The organism is Apibacter sp. B3706 (assembly GCF_011082725.1).
Lineage (GTDB): Bacteria > Bacteroidota > Bacteroidia > Flavobacteriales > Weeksellaceae > Apibacter.
The window spans coordinates 1,705,982-1,723,894 of sequence record NZ_CP049715.1 but is presented as its reverse complement, the minus strand read 5'-3'; the positions used below and the strand labels follow the sequence as shown (position 1 = coordinate 1,723,894).

Sequence of the window (17,913 nt, the reverse complement as noted above, 5' to 3'; positions counted from 1 at the left end):
TATATTTTTCTACGCAAAAGTAACAAAGAAAAAATATATATTATAGAGAATTGAAACTTAAATTTCACTTAATTTTTTTATAAGATTGATAGTAATTGAAAATCTTATTATATTGATTATCTAAATATCGTAATAAATTACTTTTATCTTTTTCATTAAATTCAGCTATAAATCGGGTCGTATTTTTTCCTTTAGCACCAAAGAATTGAAGATTTTTATCATCTTCTGAATAAGGAATCTCGGTCACTTTATAAGTAATGTCATTTTCTTCCAATCTAGTTACGTTTGATTTAAAAAAATAATCGATAAGAATAGGGGATTTTTTCCCAAGCTTTTTCATTTGAGAAATCTGATAATGGGTATTTAAACTAAGATAAAAATTTAAGGTAAGCGAAATTATGATGAACATTAACGTATTAATGCTAATAAATAATAGAGTTATAAGAGTTCCGAATTTTAGATATTTAGAATTTATTGATTTATATTCCATTAGTAAAAGAATTAAAACAGGGCATAAATAAAGTTGCGGAACCATTCTTGCAAACCAAAAATCTGGAAATGATAAAATACTTGCAATAACCCCTAAAATTAAGTAGTACAATCCTGAAGGAGCTTTAGAAGGAATAAAAAAAGAAATAATGAAAAGAAGGGTCGATAGAATAACAATTCCTCCAAAGAAAGGTCCAAATCCCCCATAAGTAATGGTTACATCACTAAGAACTTTAATTTCGGATAGTTTTAATGAAAAAGGTATTTTTAAATTTGTTGTTTTTTTGCTGCCACCGGTATAAGAAAAATATGATATAAAGGCTTTTTCAATTCTGTTTTTTTTGTAAAAATCATAATTTACATGAGAGGATAGTAAGTTTTCTATTTTTTCTTTACCAAATGCGGGATGAAAAACGTGATGATTATTTTTTAAATTGGTGAAATAGGGATTTATATTGGTTATTGGAAAGATGATTATTCCGGATATTAAAAATGGAAATAGGTACTTAAATTTAAATTTATGATTTTTCCATAAGTATATAAAAGAAAATAATACAAATATAAAAACTAATAAAATAGAAGTAAATTTCAATGATGAGAAAATTGATAATGTAAATATAAAAGTCGTTAAATCAATTTTGTTATATCTTTTCAATAGGCAACTAAAAGAACAAATTAGTATGATTAAGCAAGAATACATGAAACCGTCTAAATAATGGGTAAATAGTTCAGTAACTACTATTGGATTTATACAGATAAGAAACGTATATAGATATCTCTTCAACTTGCTTAACTGAGTTTGTTTAAGCAATTTAAAAACATATATTAGAGAAGCTATCAGAACAATTATATTGATAAGCTTTCCTGATTCTACTTTTTGAGTAAAAGAGTAAATAGAAGCGGCTATAATTTCATATCCTTTTGGATAGGATTGAACATATATTTGTGCAACATTAGTTTTTGATATTTCATAGATTGGATTCCATCCATTCTTTAGATTTATAATACTTTCTAAATGATACCATTGACCATCGGAAGATAGATCATAGAAAAATATACTAAGTGAATATGATATAAGGTAAAATAAAAGAGTTAAAATCCATTCGTACCAATGAGTTTTTCTTGTTAAGAAAAAAAGAACTAAATAAGATAATATAAACGAAAAAAGTATTGTAAATCCGGAGAGGCTGATTTTACATATAAATAATAGATTTGATAAAAATAATGTTATGAAAAGGGGAGATAGTAAAAGAAAAATTAATGCGGATGAATTTAGAAGAGTAGATTTTTTAGTAATTATAAACATTTAAATGTAATTTTAATTTGTAAATATAAAAAAAGGAATATGTATTTTGCATATTCCTTTTTTTATATAATACTAATTAATTATTTTCCGGTCGTAATTCTCTAACAACAGCTCCGGCCTTCCACATTTCGCTTTCACGAAGAGCCTTAAGTTCTTCTTCTAATTTTTCGCGATAGTCAGGCTTAGAGTTGGTGTCGATTGATCTTTGTGCTTCATTTCCTGAAGCTACTTCTGCATATAACTTAGCAAATACAGGTTTAGTGGCATCATGAAAAGGAGTCATCCAATCTAATGCACCTCTTTGCGCAGTAGTAGAACAGTTTGCATACATCCAGTCCATACCTTTTTCAGCAAAAAGAGGCATTAAAGATTGTGTAAGTTCTTCTACTGTTTCATTGAAAGCTTCAGATGGAGTATGTCCGTTTTCACGTAACACTTCATATTGAGCTAATAAAATTCCTTGAATAGCACCCATTAAAGTACCTCTTTCTCCTGTTAGATCAGAATAAACTTCACGTTTAAAGTCAGTTTCAAATAAATACCCTGAGCCAACACCAATACCTAAAGCGATAGTTCTGTCTTTAGCTTTACCGGTTGCATCCTGGAAAATTGCATAACTGGAGTTTAACCCTCTTCCTTCCAAGAACATACGTCTAAGGCTGGTTCCTGATCCTTTAGGGGCAACTAAAATTACATCAATATCTTTAGGAGGTATAATTCCGGTACGGTCATTAAAAGTAATACCGAAACCATGAGAAAAATATAAAGCTTTACCGGCAGTTAAATGAGGTTTTAATTTAGGCCAAACCTCAATTTGTGCGGCATCTGACAATAAATATTGAATAATAGTTCCTTTTGATGCTGCTTCTTCTATATCAAATAAAGTTTCACCCGGAACCCAACCGTCTGCAATAGCCTTATCCCAGGTTTTACCTCCTTTACGTTGTCCAACGATTACATTGAAGCCGTTATCTCTTAAATTTAATGCTTGTCCGGGACCTTGTACTCCATATCCAATAACAGCAATGGTTTCATCTTTTAATGTTTCCCTAGCTTTTTCTAAAGGAAACTCATCACGAGTAATTACATTTTCAATTACTCCACCAAAATTCATTTGTGCCATCTTGTTAGTATTTTTAATTTTTTATTAAAGATTCTTTTATTTTTAATTCACTTAACATATCACTTAAGCGTTCTATTTTTGAAGTATTTACAGCTATTCTTCCAGAACGAATAAATTGCAATACTTTAATATTTTCACTCAATTCTTGAAACAAAGCTTGCGTATCGGTGTAATGCCCTGTTTTTTGAATGACAACACAAATCTCGTTAATTTCAAGTATCTGAGCATTATATTTTCTAATTAAATTTTCCACCGAACCAATTTTTAAAAATTCAGGAGTGGGTAATTTATACAAAGCAATTTCCTGATGAATTAATTCATCGTCGGTATTATAGTAAGATTTCAACACATCCACGCATTTGTCGATTTGTTTTACTACTTTTTCAATCATTTCTTTATCACAAAGTACCGTAATGGTAAATTTATGTATGCCTTCAATAGCTGACGGCGATACCGATAAAGTTTCAATATTTAAAAATCTTCTGGTAAAAACACTGGTTACTTGACCTAAAAGTCCTACAGTGTTTTCAGAAAATATAGTTACAGTATATAACGTTTTGTTTTTCATGATTATTTCTACTTTTTAGCATATAAAACAGCAAAGTCATAATATTTATAAAGACAATCAACATGTTTAAAACCCGCATCTTTCAGCCATTTTAATTGGGCAAGTATGGGACTTCTTTTGTCTAATTTAATTCTTTCATATGAAGCCTTAATTTCATCAGCGGTAAGTCCGCTGTTTTCAATTTGATATCTCCAACGGGTATCATAAAATTTTGAAAAATAATCATCTTCACCGCTAACTTGCTCTGCATTTATAAATGTGCCCTCCTCTTTAAGATAAGAAAAAATGGAATTATATAGTTTAATTTTATCCGAGTCTTCCAAGTGATGAATAGCCAATGAGGACACAACGGCATCAAATGGTTGTGTCGATGTATATGTGGTAAAATCTTGTCGAATAATATGGATAGAGGTATTAGTTTCAAACCTATTTTTAGCAACTTCTAACATTTTTTCTGACAGATCAACCAAAGTAATTTGAGCATTTGGATATTTTTGAAGAACAAATTCGGATAATAATCCGGTACCGGCCCCTAAATCTAAAATTTTAGGAGAAGATGATGAAAGGTTTATATTTTCAACCGCTATTTTATAAAAATCTTGAAAACAGGGAATTAATTTTCTTCGCTGTTTATCGTATTGTTGGGCGACAGAGTTAAATTGAGTTTCAATAGTTTCCATAACATAGATTTATATTTGGTTAGTTTCTCCTAATAAAATGTTAGTAACACACGAACCGGCCGGAATCATCGGATATACCATACCCTGAATTTCAACCTGAACATCTAATAAGTAAGATCCCTTATGATTAATCATTTCTTCAATTGCCTGATCCAACTCTTCTCTTTTGCTTATGGTTTTAGATTTAATATTGTAGGCCTTAGCAATAGCTTCAAAATTTGGATTTTTCATAAGAGTTTCAGAATATCTTTTGTCAAAAAACAATTCTTGCCATTGACGCACCATACCTAGAAAATGGTTGTTTAATATGATAATTTTTACATCAATGTCATATTGCATGATCGTTCCCAATTCTTGAATCGTCATTTGAATTCCGCCATCGCCCACAAATAAACAAACGGTTCGATCAGGAGCACCAATTTTTGCACCAATGGCAGCCGGTAAACCAAATCCCATAGTACCAAGTCCTCCGGAAGTAATAACACTTCGGCTTTGTTTATATTTAAAATACCGAACGCCCATCATTTGGTTTTGTCCAACATCGGTAACTAAAATACCTTCATGATGGGTAGCTTCCGATACTTTTCTTACGACTTCTCCCATTTTTAAGCTTCCGGATTCAGGATACAATTCTTTTTCAATTACAGCATCGTATTCTTTTTCGTAATATTCTTTAAAACTGTCTAACCATTCGGTGTGTTTATTTTCGTTTACTAATTGGGTTACCTCAGCTAAAGTTGCTTTAGCATCACCTAAAACTTTTACATGAGTTTTTACGTTTTTATCAATTTCAGAAGGATCAATATCAAAATGAATAATTTTTGCCTGTTTAGCATACGTTTTTAAATCACCGGTTACCCGATCATCAAATCGCATACCTATAGCTATTAAAACATCACATTCATTAGTTTTCACATTTGGGGCAACATTACCATGCATACCTAAAAGTCCCACATTTAAAGGGTGGTCAGTAGGAATGGCCGATAAACCTAACATCGTGGATGCGGCGGGAATATCAGCTTTTTCCAAAAACTTTTTAAGTTCTTCTTCCGCTCCGCTTAAGATAACTCCTTGACCGATTAATGCCAACGGTTTTTTAGCTTCATTGATAAGTTTGGCAGCTTCACGGATTTCTTCCGGTTTTAAATCCGGAATGGGTTGATAACTTCTTATAAAATTGATTTTTGCAGGGGCATATTCGATTTGTCCTTGCAAAGCATCTTTGGTTATATCTAAAACTACCGGACCTTTACGACCATTACTGGCTATATAAAAAGCTCTGGCTACAGCCCAGGGAATATCTTCTGCATTTCGTATCTGATACGTCCATTTGCTGATCGGCTTAGTTATTCCTACTACATCAGCTTCTTGAAAAGCATCACTTCCCAGTAAACCGGAAAATACTTGTCCCGAAATTACTACCAGGGGAGTACTGTCAATCATGGCATCTGCTATCCCGGTTACAGTGTTAGTGGCACCCGGACCGGAAGTTACCAAAACGATTCCGGGTTTGCCTTTAGCACGGGCATAGCCTTGTGCAGCATGAGCCGCAGCCTGTTCATGACGTACAAGAATATGATTGATTTTATCTTTATAATCGTATAAAGCATCGAATACCGGCATAATAGCGCCTCCCGGATATCCGAATATGGTATCTACCCCTTCTTTAAGCAAGGATTGTATTAAAGCCTCACTTCCTGAAATATTAGTATTCATAGTCTTTATTCTCTTATTGTTTAGTCATTTATTTTATTATTCTTACAGCTCCTAAATCAGCAGAGCTAACCATACTGGCATAAGCCTTTAAAGCTTTCGAAATTTTTCGATCTCTTTGCGGTTTAAATGCATTTGATCCTTTGGAAATTTCTTGTTCTCTTCGGAATTTCAATTCTTCATCGGATATTTTAACATTAATGGTTCGATTAGGAATATCGATTTCTATGATATCTCCGTCTTCAACCAAACCAATGGCTCCTCCTGCTGCAGCTTCGGGCGAAACGTGCCCTATAGATAAACCGGAAGTTCCTCCAGAAAATCTACCATCTGTAATTAAGGCGCATTCTTTTCCTAAGTGCTTAGATTTTATGTATGAAGTAGGATAGAGCATTTCTTGCATGCCGGGTCCCCCTTTAGGTCCTTCATAAGTAATAATTACTACATCACCTGATTGAACTTTTCCCGATAAAATCCCCTCACAAGCGGCATCTTGAGATTGAAATACTTTGGCAGTTCCTGTAAACTTAAATATACTTTCGTCCACACCTGCTGTTTTAACTACACAACCGTTTAGAGCTATGTTTCCTTTTAATATAGCTAAACCACCATCTTTAGTATAGGCATGATTCCAATCTCGAATACATCCTTCGGAACGATCGGTATCCAATGTAGAATAGGTTGAATTTTGCGATCCCATTACTAAATTAAATTTATTACCCGGTGCCGATTGGTATAAATCTAATGCTTCTTTAGTAGGGTTTGATTTAGTAATATCGTATACATCTATTGCTTCTTTTAAAGTATAACCATCGATACGGTGGGTAGATGTATCTATTAAATCAGCTTTAGCCAATTCTCCTAAAATACCCATAATTCCTCCCGCTCTATTTACATCTTGTATATGATATTTAGTTGTATTAGGAGCAACTTTACAAAGACATGGTGTTTTTCTTGATAATGCATCAATATCATCCATAGTGAAATCTACTTCAGCTTCATTGGCGATAGCTAATAAATGAAGAATAGTGTTTGTTGAACCACCCATTGCTATATCTAGCGCCATTGAATTTAAAAAAGCTTGTTTAGTTGCAATATTTCTAGGTAAAACCGATTCGTCTCCCTCTTGATAATATTTATAAGCGTTTTTAACAATTAGGGCAGCTGCATCCTTAAATAATTTTTTTCTGTTAGCATGAGTAGCTACTATAGTTCCATTTCCGGGAAGTGCTAATCCAATTGCTTCGTTTAAACAATTCATGGAATTTGCCGTAAACATGCCGGAACATGATCCGCAAGTTGGACAGGCAGATCGTTCAATGGCATTCACCTCTTTATCTGAAACCGTTAAGTCTGCAGATTTAATCATAGCATCGATTAAATCTAAATGTTGATTATTTAATTCACCGGCTTCCATAGGACCGCCCGAAACAAATATAGTCGGTATGTTGAGGCGCATGGAGGCCATAAGCATACCCGGAGTAATTTTATCACAGTTACTTATGCAAATCATGGCATCTGCTTTATGCGCATTTACCATATATTCAACACTATCGGCAATTAAGTCTCTGGAAGGAAGAGAATATAACATTCCATCGTGTCCCATGGCTATTCCGTCGTCTATGGCAATGGTATTGAATTCGGCAGCAAAACAACCTAAAGCTTCTATTTCTGATTTTACAAATTGACCTATTTGATGCAAGTGCACGTGTCCGGGTACAAATTGGGTAAAAGAATTTACAATTGCGATTAAAGGCTTCCCCATTTGTTCCTCGCGCATACCGTTAGCTCTCCATAGAGCTCGGGCTCCAGCCATTCTTCGACCATGTGTACTGGTGTGACTTCTTAACTGGTATTTCATTTTTTTAGTTTATTTTATTTTTTATAAAATTTAAGCCCTTTCCTTAATAAGAGAAAGGGCTTATGAATATTTTTAATAACTACAATTGATTTTACGTATATCCCTTTCTCTGATTAATATATATTGACCAGAACGAGAAGAAGTAATAGTATGTAGTTATGTTGATACATTGGTTTTAAGTATAAATTTTATAATAATGGGACAAAATTAAGATTGTTTTTTGTTATGTCCAAATATTATTTGTAAATAAAATAATATTTGATGAAATTAAATTATAATTTAATGTTAAAAATATAAATTAAAGTTTGCTATTTATATTGTATTGATTTATTCAATGGTGATTTTTTTTGTATTTTGGATATACTCTGAAATTTATGAATCTTTTTATAATAATTAATTAAAAAACAAGTAACCTAAATAATTTTATTTATCTAATTAGCAATTTAAACAGGTAATTTATTAATTGAAAAAGCCAGTTATTCTTTAAAGTAGAATTTCTTTTGCTTATAATTAGATTTTAAAGTTTTATAAATCAAATAAGAAATAAAAGGACCTCATTATATGAAAGCCCTTTTATTAACTAAACTATGAATTTTTAATATATTCTACAATCCAATTACCAACTTCAGAAGTTGAATAAGCTTTACCATCGAATGCGATATCCTCGGTAACTATTTTTTGTTCCATTGAAGCATCCACCGCTTTTCTGATTAGTGCTCCTTCTTCTTTTAAATCAAAAGCATATTCAAACATTAATGCCGCAGAAAGTATGGTAGCTAGTGGATTTGCTATATTTTTTCCGGCAGCTTGCGGGTAGGAACCATGTATAGGTTCAAAAACGGAAGTATGAATACCGATTGAGGCAGAAGGTAACATTCCTAAAGATCCGGTTATAACGGAAGCTTCATCGGTAAGGATATCTCCGAAAAGATTTTCTGTAACTAAAACATCAAAACGCTTAGGCCATTGAATAATCTGCATCGCAGCATTATCTACAAACATATATTCAGTTTCGATATCTGGAAATTCTTTTTCTATTTCTTGAGATACCTGTCTCCATAAACGAGAAGAGCAAAGTACATTTGCTTTATCAACTATAGTCAGTTTTTTATTTCTTTGTCCTGCTAGTTTATAAGCTAACCTAACAATTCTTTCAATTTCTTCTCTGGTATATACACAAGTGTCGTAAGCGGTATTACCATCTTCACTTCTTCCTTGAGGACGACCAAAATATAAACCTCCGGTTAATTCTCTTACGCACATAAAATCTGCACCATCCACAAGATCAGGACGAAGCGGAGATTTATGTAGTAAGGATGGAAAGGTATTTATCGGACGAAGGTTTGCGTATAACCCAAGCTCTTTTCTCATTTTTAATAGACCTTGTTCCGGACGAACTTTAGCAGATGGATTGTTGTCATATTTAGGATCTCCGATAGCTCCAAATAAGACGGCATCAGAATCCATACATAAATCATGGGTTTCCTGAGGGTATGGATTTCCGGTTTTGTCTATAGCTATTGCTCCAACTAAGGCTTCTTTATAAGTAAGCTCATGATTAAATTTTGCGCATATAGCTTTAGTTACTTCTAAGGCTTGAGCTATGATTTCAGGGCCTATCCCGTCTCCGGGTAATACGGCTATATTTAATTTCATTTTATATATTCTTTATATTTATATTCTTTATTTGTTATGCATTTTTAAACCTTATACCGGTTTAGGTTTAAAAAATTTTCATCATACCTAAATTTAAAGCGTTAATACATTTTAGTTTGGAAATAATTTCCGCATCAAAATTATATAAACGATTAAAATTTTTTAAATTAAATAAGTTGAAAACCTAATTTCCTCAAATAATTACCAATTTTAATGAAGGTTTTCAATTATATTCAGCATTTTTTCAGTCGCTTTTATAGCAGCTTCTGTTTGGTCAGCATCCAGTCCTCTGGTTTTAAATTCGTAATCATTTAACTTCCAAGATATAACCGTTTGTACAAGCGCATCCGTTTGTCCCCCGGGTGGAATAATTACTTTATAGTTAGTAAGGATAGGTTTAGCCTTGTTCAATTTTTCATAAATGAGACTGATAGCTTCAGAGAATGCATCATATTGTCCATCACCTGAAGCTGTTTGTTCATACATTTTTCCGTCAATTTCCATACGAATGGATGCTGTTGGATGCAAACCTTTACTTAAAACTAAAGCATAAGAAAGTATTTTTACTTTCTTTTCATTTTCATTAGTATTTAAAACATCCGAAATGATGAATGGGAGGTCTTCTTGTGTAATAATTTCTTTTCTGTCTCCTAATTCAATAACTCGGTTGGTTACTTTAACCATATCTTTTTCATCCAATTCGATTCCTAAAGCTTCAATATTTTTTTTAATATTAGCTTTTCCGGATAATTTACCCAGGGCATATTCTCGAACTCTACCGAATCGATCCGGATGCAAATCATTGTAATACAAATTGTTTTTATTGTCACCATCGGCATGTATTCCGGCTGTTTGGGTAAAAACATTTTCTCCGATTACCGGTTGATTGGATGAAATATTTAGTCCTGAGTAGGTTTCTACTACACGACTTACTTTATTTAACATGTATTCTTTTACGGAAGTTTTTATCTTCATTTGATCATGGAGAACAGCAATTACACTCGGTAATGGAGCGTTTCCGGCTCTTTCTCCTAATCCGTTCATGGTAACATGAATTCCTTGAATTCCGGAATCTACTGCGGCCATTACATTGGCAACAGCCAAATCGTAATCATTGTGCGCATGAAAATCAAAGTGAATATTCGGGTAACGATGAACTATTTCCGTACAAAAAAGTTTTGTGTTAAGGGGGTTAAGAATTCCTAAAGTATCAGGAAGCATAAAACGTTGGATAGGAAGGTCTTTCAGTTGATTAATCATAAAAAAAACATAGTCTTTTGAATGAATCATACCATTAGACCAATCTTCCAAATATATATTCACCGAAATCCCCATGGATTCTGCAAGTGAAATATCATGCTTAATATCTTTTACATGTTGTTCGGGTGTTTTGCGTAATTGTTCTGTTACATGTTTAAGAGACCCTTTGGTTAATAAATTGATTGTTTTACACCCGGTTCTTTTTATCCAATCTAAGGACACCCCTTTGTCAACAAATCCTAATATTTCTAACTTATCTAAGTGTCCGGCGTTCTCTGCCCAAGAGGCTATTTTTTGAACAGTTAAAAATTCTCCTTCAGAAACTTTAGCAGAAGCAATTTCCAATCTATTTAATCCCATATCTATGAGTAGACGGGCAACGCTTAGTTTTTCTTGCATGGAAAATGAAACACCGGAAGTTTGCTCTCCATCACGGAGAGTGGTATCCATAATTTCTATCATACTGTTGTTTTTATTAATGATACGTGATAGACCCAATGGGACCTTTACTTAGAAAAATGAGATGATAAAATCGTATCTAATTTAGTATTGAAAAACACGGTTTTTTTCATATTCTTCAATTTTATCTTTTTTAGATAATAAGTAATCTATATCATCAAGCCCTTGAAGAAGGCACTCTTTTTTATAAGAGTTAATGTCAAAAATTTCCGTTTTTCCCGTTTTATTATTGGTGATTGTTTGCTTTTCCAGATCAATAGTAATAGTATTGTTAGGATCTGAATGTACATTTTCGAAAAGATCCGATAAAAATTCAGGACTTACTACTACCGGAAGTAATCCGTTGTTAAGGGAATTATTTTTAAAAATATCAGCAAAATAGCTGGAAACCACTGCACGGAAGCCATATCCGGAAACTGCCCAAGCAGCATGTTCTCTACTGGAACCGCTTCCGAAATTCTTTCCTGCAACTAATATGTTCCCGCTGTATGTTGGATTATTCAATACAAAATCCGGTTTTGGATTTCCGGTTTTATCATATCTCCAATCAGCGAATAAATTATCTCCGAAACCTTCTTTATTAGTAGCTTTTAAGAAACGTGCGGGTATGATTTGGTCTGTATCCACATTTTCAATTGGTAGTGGAACATAGGTTGATGTTATTGTTTTAAATTTTTCCATTTTGTTTTTTTAGAGGATTAGTTTAGTTTTCTAGGATCGGTTATTTTTCCTGTTACAGCAGCAGCAGCAGCTACTAAAGGGCTGGCCAAAATTGTTCTAGCTCCGGGACCCTGTCTTCCTTCAAAGTTTCGGTTAGTGGTGGAAACGGCATATTTTCCGGCCGGAACTTTATCATCGTTCATAGCAAGACAAGCAGAACAACCGGGTTGACGAATTTCGAATCCTGCTTCTTCTAATATTTTATATAATCCTTCGTCGATAAGTTGTTGAGCTACACGATGACTTCCGGGAACTAACCAAGCGGTTACATTTTCTGCTTTTTTCTTGCCTTTTACAAAATTTGCAAAGGTTCTAAAATCTTCAATTCTTCCGTTGGTACAACTTCCAATAAATACATAGTCAATGGGTTTTCCTTCCATTTTTTCTCCCGGATTAAAGCCCATGTAATCCAATGATTTTTTGAAAGATATTTTACCGGTTTCATCCAATCCGTCTAAAGTAGGTATGGATCCGGTTATAGATACTCCCATACCCGGGTTAGTACCGTAGGTAACCATAGGTTCAATCTTAGTAGCGTCAAAAGTATATTCTTTATCGAATTGGGCTCCTTCGTCGGTTTTCAACGTTTTCCAGTATTCAACTGCTTCCTTCCATTTATCTCCTTTAGGAGCAAAGTCTTTACCTTTAAGATATTCAAATGTGGTTTCATCCGGTGCAATTAATCCGCCTCGTGCGCCCATTTCAATACTTAAATTACAAAGAGTCATTCGTTGTTCCATATTAAGATTTCGAATAGCTTCTCCTGCATATTCAACAAAATAACCGGTAGCTCCACCTGTGGTAAGGGTAGATATCATATATAATGCTAAATCTTTAGCCGTTACTCCTTCACTTAGGGCTCCGTTAAAATTAATTCTCATTGTTTTGGGTCTGCTTTGAAGAATACATTGAGTAGCCAAAACCATTTCAACCTCACTGGTTCCGATTCCAAATGCAATAGCTCCGAAGGCACCGTGTGTAGAAGTGTGACTATCTCCGCAAACGATGGTCATCCCCGGTTGGGTATAGCCATTTTCAGGACCAATAATGTGAACCACTCCATTTCTCTCATTTCCAAGAGCATAAAGGGTAAGGCCAAATTCTTCCGCATTTTTAGAAAGGGTATCTAATTGTTTTTTTGATACAGGATCTTTTACCGGTTGATCTTGATTACAAGTGGGTGTATTGTGGTCGGCAGTTAACGTTGTTTGAGAGGGTCTAAAAACTTTTAATCCTCTTTCTCTTAGTCCGTTGAAGGCTTGGGGACTGGTAACTTCATGGCAAAAATGCCTATCTATATATAATTGGGTGGGCCCATCTTGTATAGACGTAACCGTATGAGCATCCCAAATTTTGTCAAAAAGTGTTTTCATGGTATATTCTCTTTTTTAATTGGTTTTGTATATAGTGTTAAACGGTAAATTTATTTATTGCATCAAGATAAGCTTCAACGGAAGCAGTCACAATATCGGTATTTGCTGAAAATCCGTAATAATTTTTACCCTTATATTCAACTTGCATGTGAACTTTTCCTAAGTCGTCACTTCCTTTGTTAATAGCCTGAATTAAAAACTCATGAATAGTCATTTGTTTTTTAAGAATGTCTCTTACGGTGTTAATTGCTGCATCTACAGGTCCGTTTCCGAAAGAAGTCGAAGTGAATTTTTCGCCGGCTATATTTAGGGTAACAATTGCAGCATTTTTAATTCCTTTTCCGGAAGTAACTTGTAAGTAATCGAGTTTTATACGGTTACTTTCATTAGGTTCTTTTCCTACTAATATTAAAAGATCATCGTCATTAATATCTTTCTTTTTATCAGCAAGTTCTAAAAATCGTTCGTAAATATTGGCTAATTCATTCGCTTCTACTTTAATTCCTAGTAAGTTCAGTCTGCTTTTAAGGGCATGACGACCACTTCGGGCGGTAAGCACTATAGCATTGTCATCTATTCCAACTTCTTTAGGATCAATGATTTCGTAAGTTGAAAGATTTTTTAATACTCCGTCTTGATGAATTCCGGAAGAATGGGCAAAAGCATTTCTACCAACTATTGCCTTATTAGGTTGAACAGGCATATTCATTAAGCTGGAAACCATTTTGCTTACCGGGTATATTTTCTTTGTATTAATATTTGTGTCAATAGATAATTCTTTATGACTTTTTATAGCCATAACAACTTCTTCAAGTGATGTATTTCCTGCTCTCTCACCAATTCCGTTAATGGTTACCTCTACTTGTCTGGCGCCATTGATAACTCCCATAAGTGAGTTGGCTGTTGCCATTCCTAAATCTTGATGGCAGTGAGTAGATAAGATGGCATTTTTCATATCTACATGGTCAATTAGGTATTTTATTTTTTCGCCATATTCTGTAGGTAGACAGTATCCGGTGGTATCAGGGATATTGATAACTGTTGCTCCTGCATTAACAACTGCTTGGACCACTTGGGCTAAGTATTCATTGTCAGTTCTTCCCGCATCTTCAGCATAGAACTCAACATCTTCAACGAATTTTTTTGCATATGCAGTTGCGGCAACTGCTCTTTTTATGATTTCTTCTCTGGTAGAGTTAAATTTATATTTTATGTGGAAATCAGAAGTTCCGATTCCTGTATGTATTCTTTTTTTCTTGGCATATTTGAGAGCATCGGCAGCTACTTCTATATCTCTTTCTACAGCACGGGTTAGAGCGCAGATGGTAGGGTTTGTTACAGCTTTGGAAATAGCTTCTACAGAAGTGAAATCTCCCGGACTCGAAATGGGAAAACCGGCTTCAATAACATCGACCCCTAATTCTTCTAATGCTTTAGCAATTTCAATTTTTTCAATTGTATTTAATTGACACCCCGGGACCTGTTCTCCATCCCTTAAAGTAGTGTCGAAAATGAATAATTTATCCATCCTTGGTATCGTTTTCTTTTTGTGATTAAAAAACATTAAAAAGCCTTTCTCCTTAGAGTGAGAAAGGCTTTTTATATTTTGTATAATTTACAACACAAGCATTACTCACCCTGAGCTTGACCCAGAATCAGAATAATGCTAATTATGTTAGTAAACAATGACATTCTTTGTATTAATTATAATTGGGCGCTAAATTATGATAATTTTTTTAATTGCCAAAATAAATTTAATAAAAAATATTTTTACTTTATATTGATTTGTATAATTTTTTAAGACGCTACTTTTTTGGTTTGCGAAATTATAGATTTGAAATTTATCAAATTGTAATAAAAAACGAGTTCATATCTTATTGTTTTATCTATTATTCAAAACACTATTAATTTAATAATCATATAGTATTTTTAATTAATTGCTGAAATTTAATGAACAATAAAATATATATATTTGGTATTTTATTTCAAATAAATTATTTCTACAGTTATTTTTTTGTCCACTTATATAATTAATGTAAAATATGAATATGATAAAGAAAACTCTTTATTAGTAAATTTTTTTATTTTAATTGAAGTTAAACTAAAGTTTATAGGTTATTATTCCAATGAATGGTTAATTATTAAAGGGGCTTATATAAATTATGAAGCAGGTTTTATTATAAGGGGATTATTCGGGAGTATTTTATTTTTTTTAGCTAATAACACACCTATTGAACCTTTTAAATTTCAACCTATTTTTGAAATTATACTTATAATTCTTTTGGTGTTTTTTATAATAAAAGAATGTTAGAGCCTTATATATTATTTGGAAGCTTTATGCTTATTAATGTTATTGCATATAAAATGTTTTTTACATTAGATGTTTTATTGATTGTTTATTTTCTTTTCCAATTATATGTTACTAACAAAATAAAATCTTTTAATTTAAAAATTGTAATATGTAATTTGATGAGCATATTTATGATTCTTATACATGAAGCTTATTTTGTTTTTACTTTTTTTCCAATCCTTTATTGTCTCAATATTACTAATTTAAATAGTGTATCTATTAAGAAAATTTCATTATTAATCCCTTCTTTTTTCGTTTTTTTATTAGTAGGAATTTGTTTTAATGGCAGCAATAGGGATATAAATATAATTATAAACAGTTGGAATAAATTTGGAACAGATCATTTGAATAGTATTAAAGAGCTTTATTGGGTCTTTAATTCAACAGATGAGGTAATTATGTGGAAAATTCCTATTTTTAAAAAACATCCAATTTATCTCTTAGGCTTTTTTTTAAATACTTGTTTAATTTTTTTAGCATGTTTATTTATTTGAAAAAAATTTTTCGTTTAAAATCAAATAATATATTTTTATTTTTAACATGTCAATATATAGCTATTCTTTTGATATGCTTGATTGCTGTTGATTATGGTAGATGGTTTTGGCTTTCTAATATAATAACTTTGTTTACCTTAGTACAGGTAAATTCATCTAACAGTTTTTTTTAAATCTATAAATATATCAATACCTGCTAAGGTTTGCGCATTAAATAAATATATTATCTTATTTATAGGGTTGCCCTTAGGTGGGAACTGGTCCCCAACACAGTTTATACATACCATGCCTATAAAACACCTTTTTGATTTTGTAAATAGAATTTTATTGTATTTTAGTTAGGGAGAGTTCATGATTTATTAAAGAAGGTAGCTCTTCTTTATAGTGGGTCACGTAGATCAAAGCTTTGCTTGAATCACAAAATTTTTCGATAATTTGCAAAACACGAAATTTATTATTCATATCCAGTCCATGAAGGGGTTCATCAAGAATAACGAGCGAAGGATTTTTTACAAATACACGAGCTAATAAAACTAAACGTTGTTCTCCTGTCGATATAGAGAGAAAAGAAGAATTTTTAAGTTTTTCAATTCCCAAAATTTCCATCCATTGCAAGGATACTTTTATTTGCTCTTGATCACATTTTCTGTATAAACCAATAGTATCAAAAAATCCCGATCCAACTACTTCCAAGCATGTTACATTTTTTTGATAATATAAATGCATTTCCGGTGATATATATCCTATATGCTTTTTAATATCCCAAATACTTTCTCCTGTTCCTCTTTTTTTATCAAAAAGGAGAATGTCATTAGCATACGCTTGAGGATTATCGGCAGCAATTACACTCAATAATGTTGATTTTCCGGAGCCATTAGGACCGGATAATGCCCATTTTTCACCTTTTTTAACTTTCCAAGATATGTTTTTCAAAATGGTTCGGTTGCCATATCGGATATTTATATTATTTAATTGTAAAGCATAGTTATAACTAATTTCCTTTGGTTGATTAAAGGGGTATGGAAGTTTTTTTAATTCATAATCAAAATGAGGAAACAATTCATTTTGCAGTTTTTTATCTTCAAAAAATTCTTGAGAGGTTTTACTTGGGAATAATGTTTTGTTGATAATGGGTAAAACTTGAGTAATGATTGGAGAAATATCAGCAATGTTTGAGATGAGTACTATTACCTGTAAGTTTTGTAAATTTTTAAGGTCGAGTAAAACCTGATCTAAAACTTGTCTGGCTTTAGTATCTAAGCCAATATACGGATTGTCTAATATTAGAATCTCGGGTTTAGTGGATAAAGATTGAATAATTAAAAATTTTCTGAGTTCTCCGCTCGAAAGGAGATCAATATTTTTCTCCATTAAGTCTTCAATTCCTACTAAGGAAATGAGATATTCCATCCATTGTAAATCAGTATTCTTGAATAATAGATCCTTAACTTGGGGCGTTTCATCTTCCAATCCTTTGTTCCACCTTTGTTGGTAATAGCTGTTTTGAGTCTTGGAAAGGGCATGAATATTCTTAAAAGCAACTATTTTTATAAAATCAGAGAGATGATTAAATTTTTTAGTATAACTAATTTTACCTTCTTGTAAAGCATATTTGCCTAATAAAATATCAATTAATAAAGATTTTCCCGCTCCATTTGGTCCAATGACAGCCCAATGTTGGGCAGGTGTTATTTTCCAATTTATAGGAGTAGAAAATTTAGCAAATTCTTTTTGTGGGATTATGTTATCCAATTCTACCATAGTGTTCATTTTAAAAATACCTTTTTATTTATATTTATAATCTATAAAAAAATAATTATTCCTATCAAATGTAAAATATTGATAGTAAATTTATTCACAA

The 17,913-nt window shown here is 32.4% G+C and carries 12 protein-coding genes; all 12 read right to left on the bottom strand.

Features of this window, described 5'->3' with window-relative positions:
- Nucleotides 1-64: 64 nt before the first annotated feature.
- Nucleotides 65-1,795 (bottom strand): hypothetical protein, encoded by a 1,731-nt coding sequence (locus G8C41_RS07615; protein ID WP_166007063.1) that lies wholly within the window; start codon nt 1,793-1,795, stop codon nt 65-67.
- A 76-nt stretch (nt 1,796-1,871) separates the two neighbouring features.
- A complete protein-coding gene (gene ilvC / locus G8C41_RS07610) occupies nt 1,872-2,918 on the bottom strand; it encodes a ketol-acid reductoisomerase (RefSeq protein WP_105297162.1) in 1,047 nt (348 codons plus the stop codon).
- Between the two features lie 13 nt (nt 2,919-2,931).
- On the bottom strand, nt 2,932-3,486 hold the full coding sequence (gene ilvN, locus G8C41_RS07605) for an acetolactate synthase small subunit (protein ID WP_105297163.1): 555 nt from the start codon (nt 3,484-3,486) through the stop codon (nt 2,932-2,934).
- 8 nt (nt 3,487-3,494) lie between these two features.
- Nucleotides 3,495-4,166, bottom strand: coding sequence for a class I SAM-dependent methyltransferase (locus tag G8C41_RS07600; protein ID WP_160568494.1), 672 nt, complete (start codon nt 4,164-4,166; stop codon nt 3,495-3,497).
- A gap of 9 nt (nt 4,167-4,175) precedes the next feature.
- Complete coding sequence (gene ilvB, locus G8C41_RS07595) at nt 4,176-5,882, bottom strand: biosynthetic-type acetolactate synthase large subunit (protein WP_160542778.1); 1,707 nt, start codon at nt 5,880-5,882, stop codon at nt 4,176-4,178.
- Nucleotides 5,883-5,910: 28 nt separating this feature from the next.
- On the bottom strand, nt 5,911-7,740 hold the full coding sequence (gene ilvD, locus G8C41_RS07590) for a dihydroxy-acid dehydratase (RefSeq protein WP_166007061.1): 1,830 nt from the start codon (nt 7,738-7,740) through the stop codon (nt 5,911-5,913).
- 585 nt (nt 7,741-8,325) lie between these two features.
- Entirely contained in the window at nt 8,326-9,396 is a 1,071-nt protein-coding gene (gene leuB, locus G8C41_RS07585; protein ID WP_166007059.1) for a 3-isopropylmalate dehydrogenase, read from the bottom strand.
- Between the two features lie 210 nt (nt 9,397-9,606).
- Entirely contained in the window at nt 9,607-11,118 is a 1,512-nt protein-coding gene (locus G8C41_RS07580; RefSeq protein ID WP_166007057.1) for an alpha-isopropylmalate synthase regulatory domain-containing protein, read from the bottom strand.
- Between the two features lie 81 nt (nt 11,119-11,199).
- On the bottom strand, nt 11,200-11,796 hold the full coding sequence (leuD, locus tag G8C41_RS07575; RefSeq protein ID WP_160542771.1) for a 3-isopropylmalate dehydratase small subunit: 597 nt from the start codon (nt 11,794-11,796) through the stop codon (nt 11,200-11,202).
- A gap of 17 nt (nt 11,797-11,813) precedes the next feature.
- Nucleotides 11,814-13,208, bottom strand: a complete 1,395-nt coding sequence (gene leuC, locus G8C41_RS07570; protein WP_105297170.1) for a 3-isopropylmalate dehydratase large subunit — start codon at nt 13,206-13,208, stop codon at nt 11,814-11,816.
- 37 nt (nt 13,209-13,245) lie between these two features.
- A complete protein-coding gene (locus G8C41_RS07565) occupies nt 13,246-14,736 on the bottom strand; it encodes a 2-isopropylmalate synthase (RefSeq protein ID WP_166007055.1) in 1,491 nt (496 codons plus the stop codon).
- A 1,640-nt stretch (nt 14,737-16,376) separates the two neighbouring features.
- Nucleotides 16,377-17,822 (bottom strand): ATP-binding cassette domain-containing protein, encoded by a 1,446-nt coding sequence (locus G8C41_RS07560; RefSeq protein WP_166007053.1) that lies wholly within the window; start codon nt 17,820-17,822, stop codon nt 16,377-16,379.
- Nucleotides 17,823-17,913: the final 91 nt, after the last annotated feature.